Annotated in this window: 23 protein-coding genes; 14 read left to right on the plus strand and 9 right to left on the minus strand. The window is 59.8% G+C overall.

Translation table 11 applies throughout. The annotated features are described in order from the left end of the window. Positions 1-20: 20 nt before the first annotated feature. The 6 genes from paaK to paaE all read left to right on the plus strand — a co-directional run bounded on the left by paaK (position 21) and on the right by paaE (position 5,478). Positions 21-1,334: a phenylacetate--CoA ligase PaaK gene (paaK, locus tag GPM19_RS06860; protein ID WP_160418245.1), complete on the plus strand. Its 1,314-nt coding sequence runs from the start codon at positions 21-23 to the stop codon at positions 1,332-1,334. A 312-nt stretch (positions 1,335-1,646) separates the two neighbouring features. After that, positions 1,647-2,633 (plus strand): 1,2-phenylacetyl-CoA epoxidase subunit PaaA, encoded by a 987-nt coding sequence (paaA, locus tag GPM19_RS06865; RefSeq protein ID WP_160418246.1) that lies wholly within the window; start codon positions 1,647-1,649, stop codon positions 2,631-2,633. A 105-nt stretch (positions 2,634-2,738) separates the two neighbouring features. Beyond that, positions 2,739-3,020: a 1,2-phenylacetyl-CoA epoxidase subunit PaaB gene (gene paaB / locus GPM19_RS06870; protein ID WP_160418249.1), complete on the plus strand. Its 282-nt coding sequence runs from the start codon at positions 2,739-2,741 to the stop codon at positions 3,018-3,020. Positions 3,021-3,031: 11 nt separating this feature from the next. Next, entirely contained in the window at positions 3,032-3,811 is a 780-nt protein-coding gene (gene paaC, locus GPM19_RS06875; RefSeq protein WP_160418251.1) for a 1,2-phenylacetyl-CoA epoxidase subunit PaaC, read from the plus strand. Then, positions 3,795-4,379 (plus strand): 1,2-phenylacetyl-CoA epoxidase subunit PaaD, encoded by a 585-nt coding sequence (gene paaD, locus GPM19_RS06880; protein ID WP_227842229.1) that lies wholly within the window; start codon positions 3,795-3,797, stop codon positions 4,377-4,379. Before paaC ends, paaD begins: the two co-directional genes overlap by 17 nt. 19 nt (positions 4,380-4,398) lie before the next feature. Further along, a complete protein-coding gene (paaE, locus tag GPM19_RS06885) occupies positions 4,399-5,478 on the plus strand; it encodes a 1,2-phenylacetyl-CoA epoxidase subunit PaaE (protein WP_160418253.1) in 1,080 nt (359 codons plus the stop codon). A 116-nt stretch (positions 5,479-5,594) separates the two neighbouring features. Here the strand turns inward: paaE and GPM19_RS06890 are convergent, their stop codons facing one another. The 8 genes from GPM19_RS06890 to GPM19_RS06925 form a co-directional block, all read right to left on the minus strand. Beyond that, entirely contained in the window at positions 5,595-5,981 is a 387-nt protein-coding gene (locus tag GPM19_RS06890; protein ID WP_160418254.1) for a hypothetical protein, read from the minus strand. A gap of 236 nt (positions 5,982-6,217) precedes the next feature. Then, positions 6,218-7,513: a TRAP transporter large permease gene (locus tag GPM19_RS06895; RefSeq protein ID WP_160418256.1), complete on the minus strand. Its 1,296-nt coding sequence runs from the start codon at positions 7,511-7,513 to the stop codon at positions 6,218-6,220. Beyond that, positions 7,506-8,075, minus strand: a complete 570-nt coding sequence (locus GPM19_RS06900) for a TRAP transporter small permease (protein ID WP_160418258.1) — start codon at positions 8,073-8,075, stop codon at positions 7,506-7,508. Before GPM19_RS06900 ends, GPM19_RS06895 begins: the two co-directional genes overlap by 8 nt. Before the next feature lie 27 nt (positions 8,076-8,102). Next, complete coding sequence (locus GPM19_RS06905) at positions 8,103-9,155, minus strand: TRAP transporter substrate-binding protein (RefSeq protein WP_160418260.1); 1,053 nt, start codon at positions 9,153-9,155, stop codon at positions 8,103-8,105. 451 nt (positions 9,156-9,606) lie between these two features. Continuing rightward, entirely contained in the window at positions 9,607-10,155 is a 549-nt protein-coding gene (locus GPM19_RS06910; protein WP_227842230.1) for a MarR family winged helix-turn-helix transcriptional regulator, read from the minus strand. 13 nt (positions 10,156-10,168) lie between these two features. Next, a complete protein-coding gene (locus tag GPM19_RS06915) occupies positions 10,169-11,464 on the minus strand; it encodes a TRAP transporter large permease (RefSeq protein WP_160418262.1) in 1,296 nt (431 codons plus the stop codon). Next, on the minus strand, positions 11,457-12,026 hold the full coding sequence (locus GPM19_RS06920; RefSeq protein ID WP_160418258.1) for a TRAP transporter small permease: 570 nt from the start codon (positions 12,024-12,026) through the stop codon (positions 11,457-11,459). The genes GPM19_RS06915 and GPM19_RS06920 overlap by 8 nt, the downstream gene beginning before the upstream one ends. Positions 12,027-12,050: 24 nt before the next feature. Continuing rightward, positions 12,051-13,106, minus strand: a complete 1,056-nt coding sequence (locus GPM19_RS06925; protein WP_160418263.1) for a TRAP transporter substrate-binding protein — start codon at positions 13,104-13,106, stop codon at positions 12,051-12,053. A 316-nt stretch (positions 13,107-13,422) separates the two neighbouring features. Between GPM19_RS06925 and GPM19_RS06930 the strand changes: the two genes are divergently transcribed. From GPM19_RS06930 to GPM19_RS06960, 7 genes are all read left to right on the plus strand, one after another. Beyond that, entirely contained in the window at positions 13,423-14,391 is a 969-nt protein-coding gene (locus GPM19_RS06930) for an MBL fold metallo-hydrolase (protein ID WP_160418265.1), read from the plus strand. 106 nt (positions 14,392-14,497) lie between these two features. Next, a complete protein-coding gene (locus tag GPM19_RS06935; RefSeq protein WP_160418267.1) occupies positions 14,498-16,210 on the plus strand; it encodes an FAD-dependent oxidoreductase in 1,713 nt (570 codons plus the stop codon). Beyond that, on the plus strand, positions 16,197-16,418 hold the full coding sequence (locus tag GPM19_RS06940) for a DUF2783 domain-containing protein (protein ID WP_160418269.1): 222 nt from the start codon (positions 16,197-16,199) through the stop codon (positions 16,416-16,418). Before GPM19_RS06935 ends, GPM19_RS06940 begins: the two co-directional genes overlap by 14 nt. A 13-nt stretch (positions 16,419-16,431) precedes the next feature. Then, the gene (gene hmgA, locus GPM19_RS06945) at positions 16,432-17,742 is read left to right on the plus strand and encodes a homogentisate 1,2-dioxygenase (protein ID WP_160418271.1); all 1,311 of its coding nucleotides are present in this window, start codon (positions 16,432-16,434) and stop codon (positions 17,740-17,742) included. Positions 17,743-17,860: 118 nt separating this feature from the next. Then, on the plus strand, positions 17,861-18,883 hold the full coding sequence (locus GPM19_RS06950) for a fumarylacetoacetate hydrolase family protein (RefSeq protein WP_160418273.1): 1,023 nt from the start codon (positions 17,861-17,863) through the stop codon (positions 18,881-18,883). Between the two features lie 9 nt (positions 18,884-18,892). Continuing rightward, complete coding sequence (gene maiA, locus GPM19_RS06955) at positions 18,893-19,537, plus strand: maleylacetoacetate isomerase (RefSeq protein ID WP_160418275.1); 645 nt, start codon at positions 18,893-18,895, stop codon at positions 19,535-19,537. 135 nt (positions 19,538-19,672) lie between these two features. Next, entirely contained in the window at positions 19,673-20,899 is a 1,227-nt protein-coding gene (locus GPM19_RS06960; RefSeq protein WP_160418277.1) for a multidrug effflux MFS transporter, read from the plus strand. On the opposite strand, the gene GPM19_RS06965 is transcribed toward GPM19_RS06960, so the two are convergent. Then, on the minus strand, positions 20,888-24,412 hold the full coding sequence (locus tag GPM19_RS06965; protein WP_160418278.1) for an indolepyruvate ferredoxin oxidoreductase family protein: 3,525 nt from the start codon (positions 24,410-24,412) through the stop codon (positions 20,888-20,890). The two genes, GPM19_RS06960 and GPM19_RS06965, sit on opposite strands and share 12 nt — an antisense overlap. Positions 24,413-24,593: 181 nt before the next feature. On the opposite strand from GPM19_RS06965, the gene GPM19_RS06970 reads away from it, so the two are divergent. Then, complete coding sequence (locus GPM19_RS06970; RefSeq protein ID WP_160418280.1) at positions 24,594-25,082, plus strand: Lrp/AsnC family transcriptional regulator; 489 nt, start codon at positions 24,594-24,596, stop codon at positions 25,080-25,082. The last annotated feature ends 38 nt before the right edge of the window (positions 25,083-25,120 follow it).

Genomic DNA, 25,120 nt, shown 5'->3' on the forward strand with positions numbered 1-25,120 from the left:
TGCTTGACCGGAGACTCCTGATGAATCAGCCCGCAACGCGTATCGATACCGCGACTCTCGACCCCCTGGAAACCGCCAGCGTCGACGAGCTGCGCGCCACTCAGGTCAAGCGCCTGAAGTGGAGTTTGAAGCACGCCTACGAAAACGTGCCGTTCTACCGTCAGTCCTTTGACAAGGCGGGGGTGCACCCCGATGACATCCAGACGCTGGAGGATATCGCCAAACTGCCTTTCACCACCAAGGCAGACCTGCGCGCCAATTACCCCTACGGCATGTTCGCCACGCCAATGAGTGAAATCGTGCGGATCCATGCGTCCAGTGGCACCACCGGGCAACCCACCGTGGTCGGCTACACTCAGAACGACATCAATGTGTGGTCCGATGTGGTGGCGCGCTCGATCCGTGCTGCCGGCGGCAGCCGCAACGACAAGGTGCACGTGGCGTATGGCTACGGCCTGTTCACCGGCGGGCTGGGTGCCCATTACGGTGCCGAGCGCCTGGGCTGCGCGGTAATCCCCATGTCCGGCGGCCAGACCGAGAAACAGGTCCAGCTAATCCGGGATTTCGAGCCGGACATCATCATGGTCACCCCCTCCTACATGCTTAACATTGCTGACGAAATGGAGCGTCAAGGCATCGATCCGCACACGCTGCCGCTGCGTACCGGCATCTTCGGTGCCGAGCCCTGGACCGACAGCATGCGCACCGCCCTCGAGAAGCGTCTGGGTATCGATGCGCTGGACATCTATGGCTTGTCGGAAGTCATGGGACCCGGTGTGGGCATGGAGTGCCTGGAAACCAAGGACGGCCCGACCATCTGGGAGGACCATTTCTATCCCGAGATCATCGACCCGGTCAGCGGCGAAGTTCTGCCGGACGGCGAATACGGCGAGCTGGTGTTCACCACCCTGACCAAGGAAGGCCTGCCGGTGGTTCGCTACCGCACCCGCGACCTCACCCGCTTGCTGCCGGGCACCGCGCGTCCCATGCGGCGCATCGACAAGATCACCGGGCGTAGTGACGACATGCTGATTATCCGCGGGGTCAATGTGTTCCCCACCCAGATCGAAGAACAGTTGCTCAAGGTCGAGTCGCTCTCGCCGCATTACGAGATCGAAGTCAGCCGCCAGGGCAACATGGACATGGTGCTGGTGCGTGTCGAGGCAAGCCACCATGACATCGCCCGCGACCCGGTGGCCTGCGAACAGGCCTCAAAACAACTCCAGCATGCGATCAAGACCTATATCGGCATCAGCACCCAGATCGAAGTCTGTGAAGTGGAAAGCGTCATGCGCTCGCTGGGCAAGGCCAAGCGCGTCAAGGATCTGCGCTGATTTAATCCTCCCGCCACTTGATGAGTCGCTCTCAGCATTCTCAGCATTGGTCCAAAGCCCCTTCGGGGGCTTTTTCATACCCGAATGGTTAACAGATTCAGAAAAGCGACCAATATCCAGAATCACTTTATTTTAAGCTCCACTCCTTTAGAGCCCGCTTATCCTGGCATGGACTCTTATCACAAAGTCTTAAAGTGACACACAAAAATACTTGTTGATAAAATATTCCGTGTCACTATACTTTGTAGAAGCACTTCACTTTACAAAAGATAAGTCACACCCCCCTGACATACCGACGCCGCGGAGGTCTCTATGTACGCGCAGCTCGTTGAAACCGGTTCCAGCAAACTCAAGACACTTGACGAGATGAGCCCCGAGGAACGCCAGTTCCAGGAGCGCATCAATGATGAAATCAAGATAGAACCCAAGAATTGGATGCCGGACGCCTATCGCAAGACATTGATCCGTCAGATCTCCCAACACGCTCACTCTGAGATCGTCGGGATGCTGCCGGAAGGTAACTGGCTGACGCGTGCGCCGACCCTCAAGCGTAAGCTGCAGCTGATGGCCAAGATTCAGGATGAAGCGGGACACGGCCTGTACCTTTACAGCGCCATGGAAACCTTGGGCGCCGACCGCGACGAGGAAATCGACAAGCTCCACGACGGCCGTGCCAAGTATTCCAGCATCTTCAACTACCCCACGCTCAACTGGGCCGACATGGGCACCGTCGGCTGGCTGGTCGACGGCGCCGCCATCGTCAACCAGGTACCGCTGCAGCGCACCTCTTACGGCCCCTATTCACGCGCCATGATCCGTGTATGCAAGGAAGAGAGTTTCCACCAGCGCCAGGGGTATCAGATCCTGCTGACCATGATGCAGGAGGGCACCGACGACCAGAAAGCCATGGTGCAGGACTCCATCAACCGCATGTGGTGGCCGGCCTTGATGATGTTCGGTCCGTCCGACGACAACTCCCCCAACAGCGCCCAGTCGATGGCCTGGAAGATCAAGCGCCACAGCAACGATGAGCTGCGTCAGCGTTTTCTCGACCAGACCGTCCCGCAACTCGAACTACTGGGCTGCACCGCACCAGACCCGGACCTCAAATATAACGAGGAAACCGGTCACTACGAGTTCGGTGAAATCGATTGGCAGGAATTCTTCGACGTGGTCAAGGGCAACGGCCCCTGCAACCGCGAACGCATCGAAGCACGTCGCAGTGCCATCGATAACGGTGCTTGGGTGCGTGAAGCCGCTGTGGCTCACGCCGCCAAGCGTCAAAGCCGGGCCGCCTAATCGCAACACCCCGAGCTTTTAAAACCTAAGTTTTTAAAAACAGTTCTTTTAAAACAATAGGGAGTCCCGCGGCGCGGGGCTCCTCTGACCACCGAGGTTTTCCCCATGGCTGACTGGCCCCTCTTCGAAGTTTTCGTACGCAGCAAGCACGGCCTGAATCACAAGCACGTCGGCAGCGTGCATGCCGCCGACCGTCGCATGGCCATCGAAAACGCCCGCGAGCTTTATACCCGTCGTAATGAAGGAGTGAGTATCTGGATCATCCCGGCCAGCGAAATCACCGCTTCTTCTCCCGACGAGAAAGAGCCGCTGTTCGACCCGTCCAACGACAAGGTCTATCGCCACGCATCCTTCTACAAACTGCCGAAAGAAGTCGGCCACATGTAAGGGAGGCTGTGATGCATAACGTAGCTCAAAAGACACAAACACCGTTGATCGCTTACCTGCTGCGCCTCGGCGACAGCGCTTTGGTACTCGGTCAGCGTAGCGCGCAATTATGTGGCAAGGCCCCGGCGCTTGAAGAAGAAATGGCCTTGATGAACGTGGGTCTCGACCTCTTTGGTCAGGCGCGCAACTGGCTGACCTACGCCGCGGAACTGGAAGGTGAAGGTCATGATGCCGATCATCTGGCATTTCGCCGCGACGCTCAGGATTTTCGTAACCTCCTGATCGTCGAGCAGCCCAACGGCGACTTCGCCGATACCATGGGGCGTCAGTTCCTGTTCGACGCATGGCACGTTCACCTGCTTGACGGCCTGACCCAGTCCAGCGACCCCCGCATCGCCGAAGTGGCCGCCAAGTCGCTCAAGGAAGCGACGTATCATCTGCGCCGCTCTTCCGAGTGGGTCATGCGCCTGGGCGACGGCACCGAAGAAAGCCATACCCGCATGCAGCGTGCCCTGGATAACCTCTGGCGCTTCACCGGCGAGCTGACCCAGTTCGACGAGATCGATCAGGCCATGTTCGAGGCCGGTATCGCGCCTGACCCGGAAATCCTTGCCACTCGCTGGAAAGCGACCGTGGAAGAGGTGCTCGAGGAAGCCACCCTGGTGCGCCCCTCCTACGACACTTGGATGTATACCGGCGGCAAAGTCGGTCATCACACCGAGCACCTGGGCTTTCTACTGGCGGAAATGCAATATCTGCCGAGGACGTATCCCGATGCTACCGTCTGGTAACCATCCGTCGAAGCCGGTCGATGACTGGCCTTCCAGCGACTTGATCGGCAGCGATCGCAGCGGACTGCCGCGCGCCGGCGATGAAGGCGATATCGACGCCGTGCGGGCGGTGCTGCAGGAAGTGCCGGATCCGGAAGTCCCGGTCGTCAGCGTGGTTGAGCTGGGCATCGTGCGCGATATCGAGTGGCTCGACGGTCGGCTGGTGGTCAGCGTGACCCCGACCTACTCCGGCTGCCCGGCAACCGAGGTCATCGAGCAGCATATCCATGAAGCGCTAGTGGCCGCGGGCTACCCGGACCCTTTGATCCAGCGCCGCCTGTCCCCCGCCTGGACCACCGACTGGCTGACCGAGGCAGGACGCGAAAAGTTGCGCGCCTATGGCATTGCCCCCCCGGTAGGTAGCGCGAGCAAACGCAGCCTGGTCGGTCAAGCCGACCCGGTAGTGCCCTGCCCTTTATGCGGTAGTGAAGCGACCGAACGCGTCAGCGAATTCGGCTCCACTGCTTGTAAGGCGCTCTACCGCTGTCGTGACTGCCTAGAGCCTTTCGACTATTTCAAGTGCCTGTAAAACGACGAGACCATTCCCTATGAGCCGATTTCACGCCTTGACCGTCAAGAATGTTCGCAAGGAAACCCATGATGCCGTTTCCATTGCCTTCGACATTCCCGACGACCTGCTGGACGCCTTTCGCTTCACTCAAGGGCAATACCTGACGCTGCGCCGCGACATCGAAGGCGAGGATATTCGCCGTTCCTATTCGATCTGCACCGGCGTCCACGAGCATGAGCTAAGAGTCGCCGTCAAACTGGTGCCGGGAGGTAGCTTTTCCACCTTTGCCAACCAGGAATTGAAAGCCGGCGACACCCTGGAAGTGATGCCGCCTCAGGGCAAGTTCTTCGTGCCTCTCGACCCCAGCCGTGAAGGGCATTATCTGGCAGTGACCGCCGGCAGTGGCATCACACCGATCATGTCGATCGTGTCCACCACTCTGGAAACCGAGCCGAAAAGCCGTTTCACCGTCATCTATGGCAACCGTTCCACCACGGGTACGCTGTTCCGCGAGCGCCTGCAGGATCTCAAGGATCGTTACCTGGAACGCCTCAATATCATTTACGTGTTCAGCCGCGAACAACAGGAAATCGACCTTTACAACGGTCGCATCGATGCCGACAAGTGCAACGCTCTGTTCGATCGCTGGGTGGAAGTGCCCAAGCTCGACGCCGCCTTCCTCTGCGGGCCTCAGGAAATGACCGAAACAGTGCGTGACGTGCTGGCCAACCACGGCCTGCCCAAGGAAAAGGTGTATTTCGAGCTGTTCAATACCAACCTGCCACGCACGGAGGCCAAGCGCCGCCAGGCAACCAAGGTGGGTCAGGTGGAAGCCGAAACCTCGCACATCAAGGTGATCATCGACGGCCGTACCATTGAATATGACCTGCCCCGCAATACCCAGAGCATTCTGGATGCGGGTAACGAGCACGGCGCGGATATTCCCTTCTCATGCAAGGCCGGCGTCTGCTCCACCTGCCTGGCCAAAGTGGAGGAAGGCGAAGTCGAAATGGACGCCAACTTTGCTCTCGAAGACTACGAGATCGAAGCCGGCATGGTATTGAGCTGCCAGTGCTTTCCTCTAAGCAAGCACGTGACCCTCAACTATGATCACTGACGATTGATCATCAAGACCACGGATCACTAAACACGACACCGCCGGCCTCCAAGGAGAGCCGGCGGTATTGTTTATCTGCCGAAAATGCTCGGCAGACTCTGTCTTCGGTGCGTTTTTCATTGCTGAGGGCCCTGCTCCCCCGTGAAATAAGGCGCGTTGGGACAGAACTCGCGGGCGGTCTCAGCATCGGCGCCTGCCCGCATGGCAGTCCAGCAACGGCCCTTGACCGTGCATTCTTCACAACGAACCTCCAGGGTTTCTTGCACGTCAGCCAACGCTTGGCCGCTCACCCCGAAGGTCTTCATCATGGCCGGCATCATCACTTGCGAGGATGCAAAGTCGGCCACTCGTTTGTCGTCCAGCGACCGGGCCACGGCACGCTCCATCGGTGGGCTAAGCGGCGCTTCAAGGTCGCTGGCCAGCGTCTCGAGTGCCTCCGGGGCATGCCGACGCAGTTCTCGTACCACGCGTTCCCCCTGAATATAGTCTTCAAAGCGTTCCATATAACCTCCCGAGGCCAACTATCGCCAACCCGACGGGTTGCACTAACGATATGGTGGTTCTCAAAAGGTAGCCCAGGGTCATGGGTGTGTTTTTGACCTCGATCAAATCAGCATCAAAAAAGACACACAAAAATTAAAAAATTAATTTTATCTGTATCGCTTTAAGAGGCTTAATTTGGATTACTTCCAGAAAAACAAAAGGGCCGGGCATAGCCCGACCCTTACGCTGAGGTCGCTCAATAGAGCAGTTGTGGCAGGAACAGCACGATGCCCGGGAACACCAGTACCAGGATGGCGCGTAGCGTACCGGCCACCCAGAAAGGTGTCACGCCGCGGAAGATCGTCCCGGTGCTCACGTCCGGCAGCACCGCCCGCAGCACGAAGACGTTCATCCCCACCGGCGGCGTGATCAGGCTGATCTCGATCACGATCACCACCAGGATACCGAACCACACCAGGTCGTAACCCAGCCCCGCCACCACCGGAAAGAACACCGGCACGGTGAGCAGCAGCATCGACATACTCTCGAACACACAGCCCAGCACCACGTAGATCGCCAGAATCACCAGGATCACCACGAAGGGCGCCACATTGAGGCCGTTGACCAAGGCCAGCAGGTCGTTGGGCAAGCCCGCCCGGTTGATGAAGTTGGCGAAGATCAAGGCGGTGAGCACCACGGCAAACAGCATCGCGGTGGTGCGCACCGTGTCCATCAGCACATTCATCAGCACCCGGGGCGTCAGGGCACGCTTGAGCAGGGCGATGATGAAGGCGCCCATCGCCCCGATGCCCGCGGCTTCGGTGGGCGTGAATATCCCCATATAGATGCCGCCGATCACCAGCACGAACAGCGCCAGGGTGCTGCCCACGTCCTTGAGGGCCAAGAGGCGCTCGCCCCAGGGCACTTTCTCGGCCGCCGGGCCCGCCTCGGGGTCGCGCCACAGCACCCATTTCACCGCCCCCAGGTACATCACGATGCCCAGTATCCCGGGAATGAAGCCGGCCGCGAACAGCTCGCGGATACTGGTCTCGGTGATGATGCCGTAGATCACCAGCATCACGCTGGGGGGAATCAGGATCCCCAGGGTGCCGCCCGCGGCAATCGAGGCGGCGGCCAGGGAGTCCTTGTAGCCGTACTTGCGCATCTGTGGCATGGCCACACGCCCCATGGTGGCGCAGGTGGCCAGGCTCGAGCCGCAGATGGCGCTGAAGCCGCCGCAGGCGACGATGGTGGCCATGGCCTGGCCGCCCTTGCGGTGACCGAGAAAGCCGTTGGAGGCCCGGAACAGCGCATCCGAAAGCCCGGCATGCGAGACCAGGTTGCCCATCAGGATGAACAGCGGAATCACCGACAGGCCGTAGCTCATGGCGGTGTCCACCACCCGGCGCGAGGCCATGGCTTCGGCCGCGCTCCAGTTGCCGGTCAGGTAATAAAAGCCCACGAACCCCACGATGCCCATGGCGAAAGCCAGCGGGAGGCGCAGGAACACCAGAATCAACAGGGCACCAAACCCATACAGTGCTTCAATCATGCGTGTCTCCCTGCTGTTTGTCGGTGTTCGGCTTGGTCGGGCTGACCGGGCCGCCGCGTTCGACCACCCCGAAACCTTCGAGCAGGTAGCCAATCGCCCGCCCCAGGGTCAGCAGCGCGGACAGGAACAGCATCAGGGAGATCAGGTAAATCAGGTAGCCGTTGGGAATGCGCAGGAACTCGGTCACGTCGCCCCAGGCGAAAGCCCGCTCGGCCAGGGACCAGACGCGGCCCGCGATTACCCACAGCGCCAGGGCAACCACCAGGTTGACGATCAATTGGCGCAGCCAGATAAAGCGCGCCGGAAACACCGCGTCCAGCAGGTCGACGCTGATGTGCTCTTCCCGCCAGCAGGCCACCGGCAACGACAGGAACACCACCGCCGCCAGCATCTGCTGGGTGAGTTCGACGGTGCCGAGAATGGGGGCATTAAAGAAATAACGGCCGACGACATCGGCGGTGGTCAGCAGCATCAAGGCAAAGAGGGTGGCGCCTGCCACCCCCTCCAGTCCCAGCTGCATGACCTTACCGACGTTCGACCAGCGACTCGTCAGGGTCTGCATTATCGCCCTCCAGGTGGCGAAGGCTAATTACGACTGCGGCACCAGGGGTGCAACGCTGTCTTGTTCGGCAGCTTCTTCGAGCTTTAGATGGAAGTAATCCAGTGCGGCATCGGCATCCACACCGCGCTCGCTGACTTTTTCGGACCAGGTTTCTATCAGGTCATTACTGATACCGCGTAGCGTATCGAGGTCTTCTTCACCCAAGGAAGTAAAGGTATGACCCATTTCCTCGGCAAACTCGACACCGCGCTCGTCGGAAACGTCCATCATGTAACCGAACAGACGTGACAGACGCTCACCCGAGACGTCCTGGACGGCTTCGCGGTCTTCCTCGGACATCTGGTCCCAGATCATCGGGTTGACCACGATGGTGAAGCTGCCGCGATAGAAGCCGCCGTCAACCATCAGCGTATGGGGAAAGACTTCCGCCACGCGGAAGCTACGCAGGCCTTCCGGCACCAGCATGGCCCCGTCGATGACCCCTTGCGAACCGGCTTCATAGACACCGGTCGGCGGCAAGGCCACACCGGTCAGGTCGAGTGCGTTGGAGAGGTCCCCCATGACACCGCCACCTACGCGAATACGCTCGCCTTCGAGATCGTCAAGCGTCTCGTACAGCTCGCTGCTGAAGATCCAGCCCGGCCCATGGACGCCGGCAGCCACGACATCCACGCCCCGGTGTTCATTAGCTTCAGCCAGGTATTCCTGGTGAGTGTTCCAATAGGCAGCGGAGGCATTCTCCGAGGAAAACTCTTCGAACGTCGGGAATTCAGGCAGCTGAGTCGCCAGGAAGCGGCCTGCGTTGTAGCCATGAAACACCCAGGTCGCATCGGCGATGCCATCGGCAACTATTTCCATCTGTGAGTCCGGCGGCCCCAAGTCATGGATGACCTCGACGGTGACACGACCATCGGTGGCTTCTTCGATCCAGCCCTTCCAGGTCGGCCAGACCATGGAGTTGATACCGTGATTGGGACCCGCCCAGGTGCTTACCGTAATGGTGGTCTGGGCCAAGGCGGATGTGCTCAGTGTGGCGGCCGCCAAGGCACCGATCATCAGGCTTAAACTGGTCTTTTTCATTGTGCTCATTTTCCTTACCTCCGTCGTCACGAACGGGTGACGACCTGGTTGCTGTTATTGTGTGGAAAGGTCGTTCGTTGGATGGTGGAAGCTAAATCGTGCTCGGATGCAGCTTTCATGTGGCACGTCTAATCTCAAAAATGTGATACAGCAATTATTCCAGATTAGAAATAAAAGAAACACATTCATATATACAATGCCTGCAAGACGATTGTAAACGCAACGATTTATGCGGCTTCGGGTAATAATACTTAAGTAGTGTTATTTTCAATTCATTGAATTTATTATGTTTTTATAACAAAAACTGTACTGAGCCGATGGCATGAGAATAGAACAGGAAGAAGTCTTCTTCCTGTTACACTAATTACTTCATTACAGCCGATAAACATGTTTAAAGCCAGGGCTGCTTTCTCAAGGGCCCCCTCTCAAGTGCATTTCTCAAGGGCCTTGATCAAGAAGACGGCCCCAGACGTTCAAGTTGGCGCTCCAGCTTGCCCATGGCGTGGAGCAGGTCGCGATACTCGCCTACTGACAACGTCGCGACCAACTCCGCCTCCCAGGCCTGGGCCTCAGGAATCAACTCGGCGAGCAGAGACTCCCCAGCAGCGGTGAGATGCAGATCATGCAGCCGCTGATCCCGGGCTGACGGCGTGCGGGTAATCAGCCCACGGTCCTCCAGCGCCTGCACCGCCCGCGAAACGCGCGCCTTGTCCATGTTGGTGTAGTTGCACACCTTCTTCGCCGTCAGCTCATCGCAATGGCTAAGCCAGGCCAGTACCCGCCACTGAGCCACATTGAGTGCAAAGCGCTCCTGGTACATCCGCGCCAGTTCATCGCTGATGCGGTCGGCCAGGCGGTTGAGCCGATAAGGTAGGAACTGGTTGAGGTCCAATTCGGCCTTAGTACGCAATTCCTCAGCGGAAGGAGAGTTTCGTGACCCTTCTTCGCCACCCAAAGGCTTGTGGTTAGCGTCCATCAAAGTCATTTCCCTATCGGTCATGTAACACTGCCGCTCAATAGAGCAGTTGTGGCAGGAACAGCACGATGCCCGGGAACACCAGTACCAGGATGGCGCGTAGCGTACCGGCCACCCAGAAAGGTGTCACGCCGCGGAAGATCGTCCCGGTGCTCACGTCCGGCAGCACCGCCCGCAGCACGAAGACGTTCATCCCCACCGGCGGCGTGATCAGGCTGATCTCGATCACGATCACCACCAGGATACCGAACCATACCAGGTCGTAACCCAGCCCCGCCACCACCGGAAAGAACACCGGCACGGTGAGCAGCAGCATCGACATACTCTCGAACACACAGCCCAGCACCACGTAGATCGCCAGAATCACCAGGATCACCACGAAGGGCGCCACATTGAGGCCGTTGACCAAGGCCAGCAGGTCGTTGGGCAAGCCCGCCCGGTTGATGAAGTTGGCGAAGATCAAGGCGGTGAGCACCACGGCAAACAGCATCGCGGTGGTGCGCACCGTGTCCATCAGCACATTCATCAGCACCCGGGGCGTCAGGGCACGCTTGAGCAGGGCGATGATGAAGGCGCCCATCGCCCCGATGCCCGCGGCTTCGGTGGGCGTGAATATCCCCATATAGATGCCGCCGATCACCAGCACGAACAGCGCCAGGGTGCTGCCCACGTCCTTGAGGGCCAAGAGGCGCTCGCCCCAGGGCACTTTCTCGGCCGCCGGGCCCGCCTCGGGGTCGCGCCACAGCACCCATTTCACCGCCCCCAGGTACATCACGAGGCCCAGTATCCCGGGAATGAAGCCGGCCGCGAACAGCTCGCGGATACTGGTCTCGGTGATGATGCCGTAGATCACCAGCATCACGCTGGGGGGAATCAGGATCCCCAGGGTGCCGCCCGCGGCAATCGAGGCGGCGGCCAGGGAGTCCTTGTAGCCGTACTTGCGCATCTGTGGCATGGCCACACGCCCCATGGTGGCGCAGGTGGCCAGGCTCGAGCCGCAGATGGCGCTGAAGCCGCCGCAGGCGACGATGGTGGCCATGGCCTGGCCGCCCTTGCGGTGACCGAGAAAGCCGTTGGAGGCCCGGAACAGCGCATCCGAAAGCCCGGCATGCGAGACCAGGTTGCCCATCAGGATGAACAGCGGAATCACCGACAGGCCGTAGCTCATGGCGGTGTCCACCACCCGGCGCGAGGCCATGGCTTCGGCCGCGCTCCAGTTGCCGGTCAGGTAATAAAAGCCCACGAACCCCACGATGCCCATGGCGAAAGCCAGCGGGAGGCGCAGGAACACCAGAATCAACAGGGCACCAAACCCATACAGTGCTTCAATCATGCGTGTCTCCCTGCTGTTTGTCGGTGTTCGGCTTGGTCGGGCTGACCGGGCCGCCGCGTTCGACCACCCCGAAACCTTCGAGCAGGTAGCCAATCGCCCGCCCCAGGGTCAGCAGCGCGGACAGGAACAGCATCAGGGAGATCAGGTAAATCAGGTAGCCGTTGGGAATGCGCAGGAACTCGGTCACGTCGCCCCAGGCGAAAGCCCGCTCGGCCAGGGACCAGACGCGGCCCGCGATTACCCACAGCGCCAGGGCAACCACCAGGTTGACGATCAATTGGCGCAGCCAGATAAAGCGCGCCGGAAACACCGCGTCCAGCAGGTCGACGCTGATGTGCTCTTCCCGCCAGCAGGCCACCGGCAACGACAGGAACACCACCGCCGCCAGCATCTGCTGGGTGAGTTCGACGGTGCCGAGAATGGGGGCATTAAAGAAATAACGGCCGACGACATCGGCGGTGGTCAGCAGCATCAAGGCAAAGAGGGTGGCGCCTGCCACCCCCTCCAGTCCCAGCTGCATGACCTTACCGACGTTCGACCAGCGACTCGTCAGGGTCTGCATTATCTAGTCTCCCGGGACCGGTACTTAATGTTCCACGACGCGCGGTGCGATGCTGTCCTGCTCGGCGGCAACGTCCAGCTGATCATAGAAATATGCCAACGCCTCTTCTGCGTTGACACCACGTTCGCTGACGGACTCAGACCAGTCGGCAATCAATCGATCGGTAATCTCACGCAACGCTTCGACATCGCTTTCCGGTATCGGCGTGAAGGTCTGCCCTTCCGCTTTGCCAAACTCGACACCGCGCTCGTCGGACACATCCATCATGTAGCCGAACAGACGTGACAGACGCTCACCCGAGACGTCCTGGACGGCCACACGGTCTTCCTCGGACATCTGGTCCCAGATCATTGGGTTGACCACGATGGCGAAGCTGCCGCGGTAAAAACCTCCATCCACGGTCAGGGTATGCGGCGCCACTTCCGCCACACGGAAGCTTTTCAGGCTTTCCAACGTCAGCATGGCGCCATCAACCACGCCTTGAGAAGCTGCTTCATAGACGCCGGTCGGCGGCAGAGCAACACCGATCACGTCCATTGCCTCGGCGAGACCGCTCATCACACCACCCCCGACACGCAGGCGTTTGCCGGCCAGACCGTCGAGGTCCTCGACCTTGTCGCGAGTGAAGATTTGCCCTGGACCATGTACCCCCATCGCCATGACGTCGATGCCACGATGCTCACCGGCCTGGGCCAGATGCTCTTGGTGGGTATGCCAATAGGCGGCAGAGGCATCTTCGGAGGAGAATTCTTCGAACGTCGGGAATTCAGGTAGCTGGGTGGCCAGGAAGCGACCCGCCATATGCGCATGAAAGATCCAGCTGGCATCCGCGACACCATCCGCTACCAAGGCCATTTGCGACGCCGGCGGCCCCAGGTCGTGGATGACTTCGACGGTCACGCGGTCATCGGTCGCTTCTTCGATCCAGGCTTTCCAGGTCGGCCAGACCATGGTGTTGACTCCATGGTTGGGCCCTCCCCAAGTACTTACCGTAATAGTGGTCTGGGCCAAGGCTTGTGTGCCGAAACTCAAGCCAACCGCTGCCACGGCGCCGATCATCAGGCGGGTTGAATTATTCATGTATGTACCTCGTCGTCACGGGTGGCGGCATTGCGCCATATTGTTGTCATCTGACGCTTTTACCATGCCGACAGATACTTTCTTTCGCAACTAATTTGCAAAAAAGCACTATTATACTTATGTCTTAAAAAATAGAAAATACATGATTAATAAGCTTTTTTAGGGCAAGTTGCCTAGCTAGCTAACGAATTATATCGCTGGATCACTGGACACATAGTTTCATTGGAAACTATGATCGAGCGACATCCTCATGCTACGGGCAAGTCCCGCCGGAAACATTGCCTGAGCATGATGCCCTGACGATATTGGAGGAACCATGAGCAAGAAATTCGCATCCCACGCCGATACAGAAGAAAAGAACATCAGTTTTACCAAGCTGGCCGACGGTCTTTACGCCTACACGGCCGAAGGTGACCCCAACAGCGGCATCATCATTGGCGATGACAGCGTGATGGTCATCGACACCCAGGCCACACCGATCATGGCGCAGGATGTGATCCGCCGCATTCGTGAAGTCACCGACCTGCCGATCAAGCATGTGCTGATGACCCACTACCATGCGGTACGCGTACTGGGTGCCTCGGCGTATAACGCTGAAAACATCTATGCCAGCCAGAACACTTACGACCTGATCGTCGAACGCGGCCAGCAGGATTACGAATCCGAAGTCGGTCGTTTCCCGCGCCTGTTCCAGGGCGTCGAATCGGTACCCGGCTTGACCTGGCCCAACATTGTCTTCCAGGAAGAACTCACCGTCTTCATGGGCAAGCGCGAAGTGCGCATCATCCATCTGGGTCGCGGCCACACCAAGGGCGACACCATCGTCTGGCTGCCTGAAGAAAAAATCATGTTCGCCGGTGATCTGGTCGAATACGGCGCCACGCCCTATACCGGTGATGCCTATCACGAAGACTGGCCTGCCACGCTGGATCGTCTGCAAGCCATGCAGCCGCAGAAGCTGGTGCCCGGCCGCGGCGATGCCCTGGAAACCCCGGAAAAATGTCAGGAAGCGATTCAAGGCACACGCGACTTCCTGGCCGACATGTATGAAAGCGTCAAGGCGGGCAAGGCAGCCGGCAAGCCCCTTTCCGAGTGCTATGCCGAGACTTACGCCAAGCTCAAGCCCAAGTACGGCCACTGGGTCATCTTCGATCACTGCCTACCGTTCGATGTGACGCGCTGTTATGACGAAGCCGGCGGCGAGCATCCGGACCCACGCATCTGGACTGCAGAGCGCGACACTGAAATGTGGCATTCGCTGCAGGAAGTTCTCGAGAAACAGTAATCGAAGGCCAGTAATCAAAAAGCTTAACAACCGTTAGCTTCCCGGTTAGCCGGGATCAAGACGCATCGCTGGGCTTTGTGCCACGGCGATGCCATGGGAGAGTTACATGATTACAACCTACAAAAATCCCGTCTATCCCTACCATCGCCCGCCGGAACTGGATCGCAGCGATGTTCGCCATTGCCCGGTGGTTATCGTCGGCGCCGGCCCCAGCGGCCTGGCTATCGCCATTGATTTGGCCCAGCAGGGTATCGATAGCGTCGTGCTGGATGACAACAACACCGTGAGTGTGGGTTCAAGGGCGATCTGTTTTTCCAAGCGTACCCTGGAAATCCTCGACCGTCTGGGCGCCGCTCAGCCGATGCTGGACAAGGGCGTCACCTGGCAACACGGTCGGGTATTTTTCCAGGAGCGTGAAGTCTATGACTTCAACCTGCTGCCCGAAGAAGGTCACCGCGTACCGGCCTTCATCAATCTGCAGCAGTATTATTTCGAAGAATATCTGGTCGACCGGACCGACGAACTCAGCGAGCGCATCGATCTGCGCTGGCTGCACAAGGTCACCACGGTGGACAGCCAGGCCGAACGTAGCCTCGTTTCGGTAGCCACTGAAGACGGCGACTACCAGCTGAGCTGTGACTACCTGCTGGTGGCCGACGGCGCCAACAGCAAGATTCGTGACATCCTGGGGCTGGAAAGCAAAGGCCAGGTATTCCAGGATCGCTTCCTGATCGCCGACGTGGTGATGAAAGCCGAGTTCCCGACCGAGCGCTGGTTCTGGTTCGACCCGCCCTTTCATCCCGACCAGTCGGTATTGCTGCACAAGCAGCCGGACAATGTCTGGCGTATCGATTTCCAGCTGGGCTGGGACGCCGACCCGGAAGAAGAGAAGAAGGAAGAAAATATTCGCCCCCGCGTGCAGGAGATGCTTGGCGAGGATGTCGAGTTCGATCTGGAATGGGCCAGCGTCTACACCTTCCGCTGCCGCATGATGGACAACTTCATCCACAATCGGGTGTTCTTCATGGGCGATGCCGCGCATCAAGTGTCGCCCTTCGGCGCTCGCGGTGCCAACGGCGCCCTTCAGAGCACCGACAACCTGGCGTGGAAACTCGCGCTTGTGCTCAAGGGTCAAGCGCCCCAGGCCTTGCTCGAGACTTACAACATCGAGCGCCAGCACGGGGCCAAGGAAAATATTCTCAACTCCACCCGTGCCACCGACTTCATCACGCCAAAGAGCCGTGTCAGCCGGCTGTTCCGCGATACCACCCTGGAACTGGCGGAGCATTATCCTTTCGCCCGCAGCCTGGTCAACAGTGGTCGTCTGTCATTACCCTGCCACTACGATGAGTCACCGCTCAACGGTGCCGATGATTACGGCTTTCCCGAAGCGTTGCGCCCCGGCAGCCCAGCCAAGGATGCCCCGATCAAACAGGACGGCAACGCTGCCTGGCTGCTCAATCAGCTCGGCGACCGCTTCGTGCTACTGCTTGACGGCCGCATCGAAAGCGAACGGGCGGCAACCCTGGGCGCCGAGCTCAAGGCATTGCTTGACGCTCATCCCGACTTGGATCTGGTGATCGTGGGTCCGGCCCCCGCCGAACTCAGCGAATTGCCGCGCAGTCGGGTGATCAACGATGTTCAAGGGTTGGTTCGCGAACGCTATCGTCTGGGCGGCGGCGCCGGCTATCTCGTGCGCCCCGACCAGCACGTCACTGCCCGCTGGGCCGAGGTCTCCGCCGAAGCGGTGAACAGCGCCCTTGCCCGCGCCCTGGGCGCTCATCTTGACGAAGTGGAGAAACGCTATGCCACGGCTTGAACTCAACCCCAATTTCACTCAGCCGGATGCTTTCTACGCGGCCTTGACCGCCACCCACCGCGAGCGTAGCGACGAAGAAAGCGAACGTATCAATGCGCGCTTGATCATGCTGCTGGCCAACCATGTCGGTGACCAGCAGGTACTCGAAGAAGCGCTGGGCATTGCCGAACAAGCCGTGACCACACAGCACGCTCTGCATCAAGGTTGAAAAAGAGGTTTTCATGAGTACTGAAACACTTGATTATCAAAGCGGTTTTCGTAATCACTTCGCTACGGAAGCCCTGCCCGACGCCTTGCCGAAAGGCCAGAATTCTCCGCAACGCTGCGCCTACGGCCTGTATGCCGAACAGTACACCGGCTCGGCGTTCACCGCGCCACGCCACCAGAACCTGCGCAGCTGGCTCTACCGTATCCGCCCGTCGGTAGTGCAAAGCGCCTACCAGCCGCTACCCGAAAAAGCGGTAGCCACCGCGCCGCTGGCCAAGCCCGCAGCCGACCCCAACCAGATGCGCTGGGACCCGCTGCCGGTGCCCGCCGAGCCCACCGATTTCATCGATGGCCTGCTGACGATTGCGGTCAATGGCGATGCCGGCGCTCAAAGCGGCGTCGGGGTGCATGTGTATGCCTTTAACCGCGACATGACCGAACGCTTCTTCTATAACGCCGACGGCGAACTGCTGATCGTGCCGCAACTGGGCACGTTGCGCCTGAGGACCGAGCTGGGCGAGATGGATGTCGCCAATGGCGAAATTGGTGTGATTCCCCGCGGCATCAAGTTCCAGGTTCGCCTGGGTGATGGTGCCGACGTCGCCCGTGGCTATATCTGCGAAAACTACGGCAACCCTCTGGAACTGCCGGGACTCGGCCCGATCGGCGCCAATGGCCTGGCCAACCCACGGGATTTCTTGAGTCCCGTGGCCAGCTACGAAGACCTGGAAGGCGACTACTCGCTGGTGGCCAAGTTCTCCGGGCGTTTCTGGGAAACCAAGCTTTCGCACTCACCGTTGGACGTGGTGGCCTGGCACGGCAACTATGCGCCCTACAAGTACAACCTGGCCAACTTCAACACCATCAATACGGTGAGTTTCGACCATCCCGACCCTTCGATCTTCACTGTACTGACCTCGGCATCCGATACGCCGGGAATGGCCAACCTGGACTTCGTGATCTTTCCTCCGCGCTGGATGGTGGCCGAGAATACCTTCCGCCCACCCTACTTCCATCGCAACTTGATGAGCGAGTTCATGGGCTTGATTCACGGTGAGTACGATGCCAAGGCGGAAGGGTTTCTCCCCGGCGGTGCCAGCCTGCATAATTGCATGTCGCCCCATGGCCCCGACGCCGACACCTTCGAGAAGGCCACCAACGCTGACCTGACACCTCAGTATCAGAGCGATACCATGGCCTTCATGTTCGAGAGTCGCTACGTTTACCATCCGACGCAAGCGGCACTGAACGCTGATATTCGTCAACGCGACTATGTCGATGTGTGGTCAACCCTACGCTCGCACTTCGACCCGACCAAGCCCTGACAGGTATCGACGACAGCACAGCCTAGTGGGAGGGCGCTTTAGCGCGAGGGATTACCGAAAAGCACCCCCGGCAAAGCCCTCCTACAATAACGACCCTGACAAGAAGGATTGAACAACGATGAAGCTCGCTACCCTTAATACCGGCCGCGACGGCGAACTGCTTGTGGTCTCGAAAGACCTGACCCGTGCCGTGCGCGCCACGGACATTGCCACCACCATGCAGCAAGCCATCGAGAACTGGGCTTCCTTGGCACCCAAGCTCGAAGCGCTCTACGCCCAACTCAATGAGGGCAAGGCCGAAGGTGCTTTCGATCTGGATCAGAGCGCCCTGCACTCGCCGTTGCCGCGCAGCTACCACTGGGCCGACGGCTCCGCCTACCTCAATCACGTCAAGCTGGTGCGCCAGGCGCGCAACGCCGAGATGCCGGACACTTTCTGGACCGACCCCTTGATGTACCAGGGCGGCGGCGATAGCTTCCTGGCGCCGACCGAAGACATCGAAGCCGTCAGTGAAGAACACGGCATCGATTTCGAAGGCGAAATCGCCGTGATCACCGACGATGTGCCGATGAACGTCACCCCGGAACAGGCCGCCGGTCATATCAAGCTGATCATGCTGGTCAACGACGTCAGCTTGCGTGGCTTGATTCCGGGAGAACTGGCCAAAGGCTTCGGTTTCTTCCAGGCCAAACCGGCCTCAAGCTTCTCACCGATCTGCGTCACGCCTGATGAACTCGGCGACGCCTGGCAGGAAGGCAAGGTGCATTTGCCCCTGACAGTGCATTTCAACGGCGAGAAATTCGGCGAGCCGCAAGCCGGTCCCGACATGATTTTCAGCTTCCCGCAGCTGGTCGCCCATGCCGCCAAGACGCGCTATCTAGGTGCCGGTGCCATCGTCGGTTCGGGCACGGTTTCCAACCCCGACCCGGACGGTGGCCCTGGAAAGCCGGTGGCTGACGGCGGCGTGGGTTACAGCTGCCTTGCGGAAATCCGCATGGTGGAAAAGATTCTTCACGATGAAGTCAAAACCTCCTTCATGCACTTTGGTGACCGGGTGCGTATCGAGATGTTCGACCGCAACGGCAACAACATTTTTGGCACCATCGACCAGCAGGTCGTCAAGTATCAGCCCAAGGCCTGAGGAGTTCGCATGACGACGCTACACGGCTATTTCCGTTCGTCGGCCGCCTATCGGGTACGCATCGCGCTGAACCTGAAAGGCCTGGAGCATGACCTGGTTCCAGTTAACCTGGTCAAGGGAGAGAACCGCGGTGATGCTTACCGCGCGCTCAATCCCCAGGGGCTGGTACCCGTGCTGGAGACCGAGGAAGGCGTGCCGCTCACGCAATCGCTGGCGATCTGCGAATACCTTGACGAGCGTTACCCCACCCCGGCCCTGCTCCCCGACAATCTCGAGGAGCGCGCCCGGGTGCGGGCGCTGGCGCAACTGGTTGCCTGCGAAATGCATCCGCTCAACAACCTGCGGGTACTGAAGTATCTGGTGGGCGAGCTGGACGTCAGTGAGCAGGACAAGCTGAGCTGGTATCGCCACTGGGTCATCGAAGGCTTCGATGCCCTGGAGTCGATGCTTACACCGGCCGCCGGTACCGGTGACTTCTGCCACGGCGATACCCCGACTCTGGCGGATCTTTGTCTGGTCCCCCAGGTGTTCAACGCCGAACGCTTTGAATGCGACCTGGCGGCCTATCCGACCATCCAGCGCATTACCGCCAACTGTCGCGCCCTGGAAGCATTTCGCCTGGCAGCGCCCGGCGAGCAGCCTGACGCCAATTAAATAGACGAGCGTTTTGCGGTTACAATAAGCAGGCTAATTAAGTGGGTGTGCTCCTTGCGGGTCGCACCCACTTCTCGTTCCACCATTGCTTTCAAGGCAGCCCCGTCCACGCCTCGGCTGCCCAAGGAGATTCGGGTGCTGAAGCTGACGTCCCCCACCACCGTCGCGGTGCTCGCGGCCCTGACGGCGCTGGGTCCCTTGGCAACCGACATGTACCTGCCGGCCATGCCGGCCATGGCCGAGGCCTTGAATACCGGCCCGGATCAGGTGCAGTTGACCCTTAGCCTTTATATGGCCGGCTTTGCCATGGCGCAGCTACTCTGTGGGCCGCTTTCCGACCGGTTCGGCCGCAAGCCGATCATGGTCGGGGGGATTACACTCTTTTTGCTGGCCAGCCTGTTATGTGCCTTTGCACCCAGCATCGAGGTGTTGCTGATAGGGCGTTTTCTGCAAGCCTTCGGCGGCGCTGCCGGCCCGGTATTGGGGCGGGCGGCGGTACGTGATATTCACGGCCCTCTGGAAGCCGGGCGAATCCTTTCCTACATGGCCAGCGCCATGGCGTTGGCACCGGCACTGGCCCCCTTGGTAGGCGCCGGGCTGCTGGTGTTCTTCGGTTGGGAGTCGGTGTTCGTGGTACTGGCGCTGTATGCCGGTGTGATGTTGCTGATTCTCAGCCTGGCCATGCCCGAGTCGCTACCTCTCGACCGGCGTCAGTCGATTCATCCGGGCGCCATCCTGAGCAATTTCCGCAGGTTGCTTACCCAGCGCGCCTTCATCGGTTACACCTTGACCAATGCCACCGCCTTTTCCGGGCTGTTCGCCTATCTTTCCGGTTCCTCGTTCGTATTGATCGAGTTTCTCGGGGTGACCCCCTTTCACTACGGGCTTTTCTTTATCCTGATCGTGGCCGGCTTTTTCACCGGCACCTTGGTCAGCGGTCGTTATAGCCATCGCCTGGGACGCGATCGTCTGATACAACGGGGAACGCTGCTGTGCGCGTTGGGGGGAGGCAGCATGGCGGTACTGGCCATCGCCGGGGCCTTTGCTCCCTGGGCGGTAGTCGGTCCCCATGTGATCTTCATGATAGGTGTGGGTATTCTCATGCCGCAGACCATGGCCGGTGCGCTTTCGCCTAACCCCCACTGTGCCGGGGCGGCTTCCTCGCTATTCGGCTTCTTGCAGATGACCATCGCCGCCGTGGTCGGCGGCGTGGTCGGGCAACTACATGACGGTTCATCGCTCACCATGGCCTTGGCGATCGGTGCCTCCGGCCTGCTTTCACTGGTAAGTTACCTGAGCCTGGTGCGACATGACGCAGCATCGGCTCAGGCAGTCGACAGCAAACCGGAATCAGGCCACTGAGGCAATGGTCACCGGCTTGTCTTCGCGCAGTTCCTTGAGCAGCCGAGCCTGGCGCTCGGCGGCTTTCTCGGCGGCCTGCTCACGTACCGGGCCGTAGCCACGTACCTCTTCCGGCAGTTTGGCCAAGGCCAATGCCGTGGCGTGGTTGGTGCCGTCCAGGCGCGCCAGCAACTCATCGACCAGCTGTTCGTAATCCGCCAGCAACTTGCGATCGAGCTTGCGGTCGGCACTGAAACGGAAAGGGTCGAGGGCGGTATTGCGCAAACCGCGCATTTTCGCCAGCACTCCCATGGCCTTCAACACCCAAGGGCCGAAGCGGCGCTTCACCGGCCGTCCCTGGGTATCCTTGCGTCCGCCCAAAAGCGGCGGCGCCAGGTGGATATTCAACCGATAATCACCGGCAAAGGTGGCCTTGACCTCGTCGAGGAAATCGCTCTGGGTATACAGCCGCGCCACTTCGTACTCATCCTTGTAAGCCATCAAGCGATAGAGCTGTTGGGCGATTGCCTCGCTCAACGCTTCGCTTCCACCCACGGAAGCCTCGGCCTCACGCACCTTGGCCATCCGTGCTGCGTAACGTTCGGCCAGGGCACGGTTCTGGTAGCGTTCCAGGTAGCGGCCGTTACGCGCCACCACATCATCCAATGTGGCGCCCGTGGGTAGCGGCACCGCATCCAGGCGCTGCTGGAGGTAGTCGGGTTCCACCGCCGCCAGACGTCCCCAGGCAAATGCCTGGCGGTTCTTCTCCACCGCCACGCCATTGAGTTCGATGGCTCGCTTTAGCGCCGGTTCGGAAAGCGGCACCAGCCCTTGTTGCCAAGCGAAGCCCAGTATCATCATGTTGGAAAATACCGTGTCCCCCAGCAACTGCTCGGCCAGACGATTGGCATCCAGGGTCGCGAAACGCGACTCACCCACGGCGTCACGCAGCAATTGCAGGCGCTTGTCGGGCTGCATGTCGGCATCGCGATACAGGACGTAATCCGCGGTGGCCAGCTCCGCCAGATTAGCGACGATTCGGGTCGTCGGCTGCAGCACATTGAGCGCTTTCTGCGAGCTTGCCACCACCATGTCGCAGGCGATCAAGGCATCGGCCTGGCCGGTTTCGATACGCACCTGATTCAGCTCGCCCGGCAGTGGCGCCAGACGAACGTAACTGAGTACCGCCCCGCCCTTCTGAGCAAAGCCCATGAAGTCGAGCACACTGGCGCCCTTGCCTTCCAGATGCGCGGCCATGGTGATCAGCTGGCCTACCGTGACCACACCGGTGCCACCCACACCGCCTACCAGGAGGTCATAAGGCGCCTGAAGACTGGTAAGCGTCGGGGTCGGCAAACGTGAGATGCGTTCCCAGAAGGCGTTATCCGCCGCCACGCCCTGGCCTTTACGCAGCTCGCCGCCTTCGACGGTGACAAAGCTGGGACAAAACCCACTGACGCAGGACATATCCTTGTTACAGGAGGACTGATCGATCTTGCGCTTGCGACCCAGTTCGGTCTCCCGAGGCACCACCGACAGGCAGTTGGACTGTACCGAGCAGTCGCCGCAGCCTTCGCAGACGTGGTGGTTGATGAATACCCGGCGCGCCGGATCTTCCAGCAGGCCGCGCTTGCGACGCCGACGTTTTTCCGCCGCGCAGGCCTGGTCATAAATTAGTACGGTGCAGCCCGGGATCTCGCGCAGTTCACGCTGCAAGGTATCCATCTCCTCGCGCCCGTGAAAGGTCACGCCCTCGGGAAATTCCTTTTCATGTCCCCGGTATTTCTCCGGCTCGTCACTCACCACCATCACCCGGCGCACGCCTTCATCCAGCGATTGCCGGGCGATCATGGGCACGTTGATCTGGCCGTCCACCGGCTGACCGCCGGTCATGGCCACGGCGTCGTTGAACAGAATCTTGTAAGTGATATTGACGTTGGCGGCCACGGCCTGGCGCACCGCCATCGAGCCCGAATGGAACCAGGTGCCTTCGCCAAGGTTCTGGAAGATGTGGCCGTTGCCAGTAAAGCGGCTCTTGCCCACCCAGTTGACGCCTTCGCCGCCCATCTGGATCAGCGATTCGGTGCTGCGATCCATCCATGAGGCCATGAAATGACAACCGATGCCCGCCAGGGCCTTGCTGCCTTCGGGCACCTTGGTTGAGCTGTTGTGCGGGCAACCCGAACAGAAATACGGCATGCGGCGTACGCCACCCAATTCCTTGGCCCCGGCCTGGCAACGATCGATCGCCGCCAGGTTCCCACTGAGATCGATCTCGAAAAAGCGCTCCAGACGCTCCGCCACGAAGCCCGCCAGGAGACGCGGACTGAGCTCACCGACAAAGGGAATCAGCGGCTTGCCGGTTTCATCCTGCTTGCCGGTGATCAGCACTTCGCCGGGGTGATCGGGTTCCGACATATACTCTTTCAGCTGGCTTTCGATAATCCCGCGCTTTTCTTCAATGACCAGCACCTCACGCTTGCCATGGATGAAGTCCAGGATGCCACGCCGGTGCAGCGGCCAGACCATGCCGACCTTGTAGAGCTCGACCCCCAGTTCGCCCAGCTTGGCTTCATCCAGCCCCAGCAGGCGCAGCGCCTCGAGCAGGTCCAGATGCCCCTTGCCCGTGGTGACGATCCCGAAGCTTGCATTCTCGTGGCGGAACAGCCGCTGATCGATGGGGTTGGCCTCGGCAAAGGCTTGCACGGCGGCAAGCTTGTGCTCAAGGCGCGTCTCGAGCTGAGGCCCCGGCAAGTCGGGCCAGCGGTAGTGCAGACCGCCTTCGGGAACCGTGAAGTCGGGCGTCGCATACTCAGGCAGCGGCGGCACCTCGACCGAAGCACCGCTTTCCACGGTTTCGGAAACGGCCTTGAAGCCCACCCAGCAACCGGAGAACCGCGACAGCGCATACCCCCACAGACCGAAGGTTTCGTATTCCGCCAATGACGCGGGGCTTACTACCGGCATGAACCAGGCCATGAAGGCCACATCCGACTGGTGCGGCATTGAAGAAGACACACAGCCGTGGTCGTCACCGGCCACCACCAGCACACCGCCGGTGGGCGAGCTGCCGTAGGCATTGCCGTGCTTCAAGGCATCGCCTGCGCGATCGACCCCCGGTCCCTTGCCGTACCACATGCCGAACACGCCTTCCACCTGCCGCTCGGGGTCGGTCTCGACCTGCTGGCAACCCAGCATCATGGTGGCGGCAAGGTCCTCGTTGATCGCGGGGACGAAGTCGATGTTATGTTCGTCCATGGCGGCCTTGGCCTGCCAGATCGCCTGGTCGACCCCACCCAGGGGCGAGCCACGGTAACCGCTGATCAGCCCCGCCGTCTGGCGGTCATCGCGGCGATCGAGTTCGGCCTGGCGCAGGGCGATACGCACCAGCGCCTGGGTGCCGGTCAGAAAAATACGCCCTTGGCCACGGCTATAGCGATCAGCCAATGCATAGTCATCAAGCGTGATATCAACAGAATCATTGAGAGAGCTGTCGAGAGAGCCTTCGAGCTCGACACGAGGAGAAGTCGTCATGAGATGTCACCAGTCAGGTCGGAGATTTATTTATGATTGTAATGACCTGAAGTCTAGCCAAGAGCGCGCTAAAGGTGCTTGCTAAAACACTCTCTAAAACCGTAAATTTCAATAATTTCTTTCTTTTTTTTAGCTTTAACGCAATTATATTCAGCCATTCATCAAAATATGAAATATCCCCATGAAAGAGACCACCAAAGAAACCACCCTGGACGGACATGACCGGCGCATTCTCACGCTACTCCAGCAGCAGGGACGTATTACCAACAATGAACTTGCCGAACAGATTGGCCTCTCACCCGCCGCCTGCTGGCGCCGGGTCAAGGCCCTGGAAGAGAGCGGCGTCATCCGCCGCTTCGCCGCCCTGGTGGAACCCAGCCGGGTGGGGCAGCCGTTATCGGCGTTGGTGATGGTGACGCTGGTTCGCCACCATATCGACAATACCGCCGAGTTCGAAAATCGTATCCTGCAGTACCCGGAAGTGCTGCAGTGCTATGCCACCACCGGCAACGCCGACTTCGTGCTACGCGTGGTGATCGAGGACATGGCGGCCTATGACCGCTTTCTGAACGAAAAACTCTTCACCCTCAACGGTATTTCCCAGGTCAGCTCCAATTTCGTGCTGCGTAATATCAAGGAAGAAACCGCCATACCTATTAGCAAGGGCTAGCTTCCAAGGGTTAGCCCGGCGCCAGGGAGCCTTTGCTG

This window comes from Vreelandella zhuhanensis, assembly GCF_009793355.1.
Taxonomy (GTDB): Bacteria; Pseudomonadota; Gammaproteobacteria; order Pseudomonadales; family Halomonadaceae; genus Vreelandella; species Vreelandella zhuhanensis.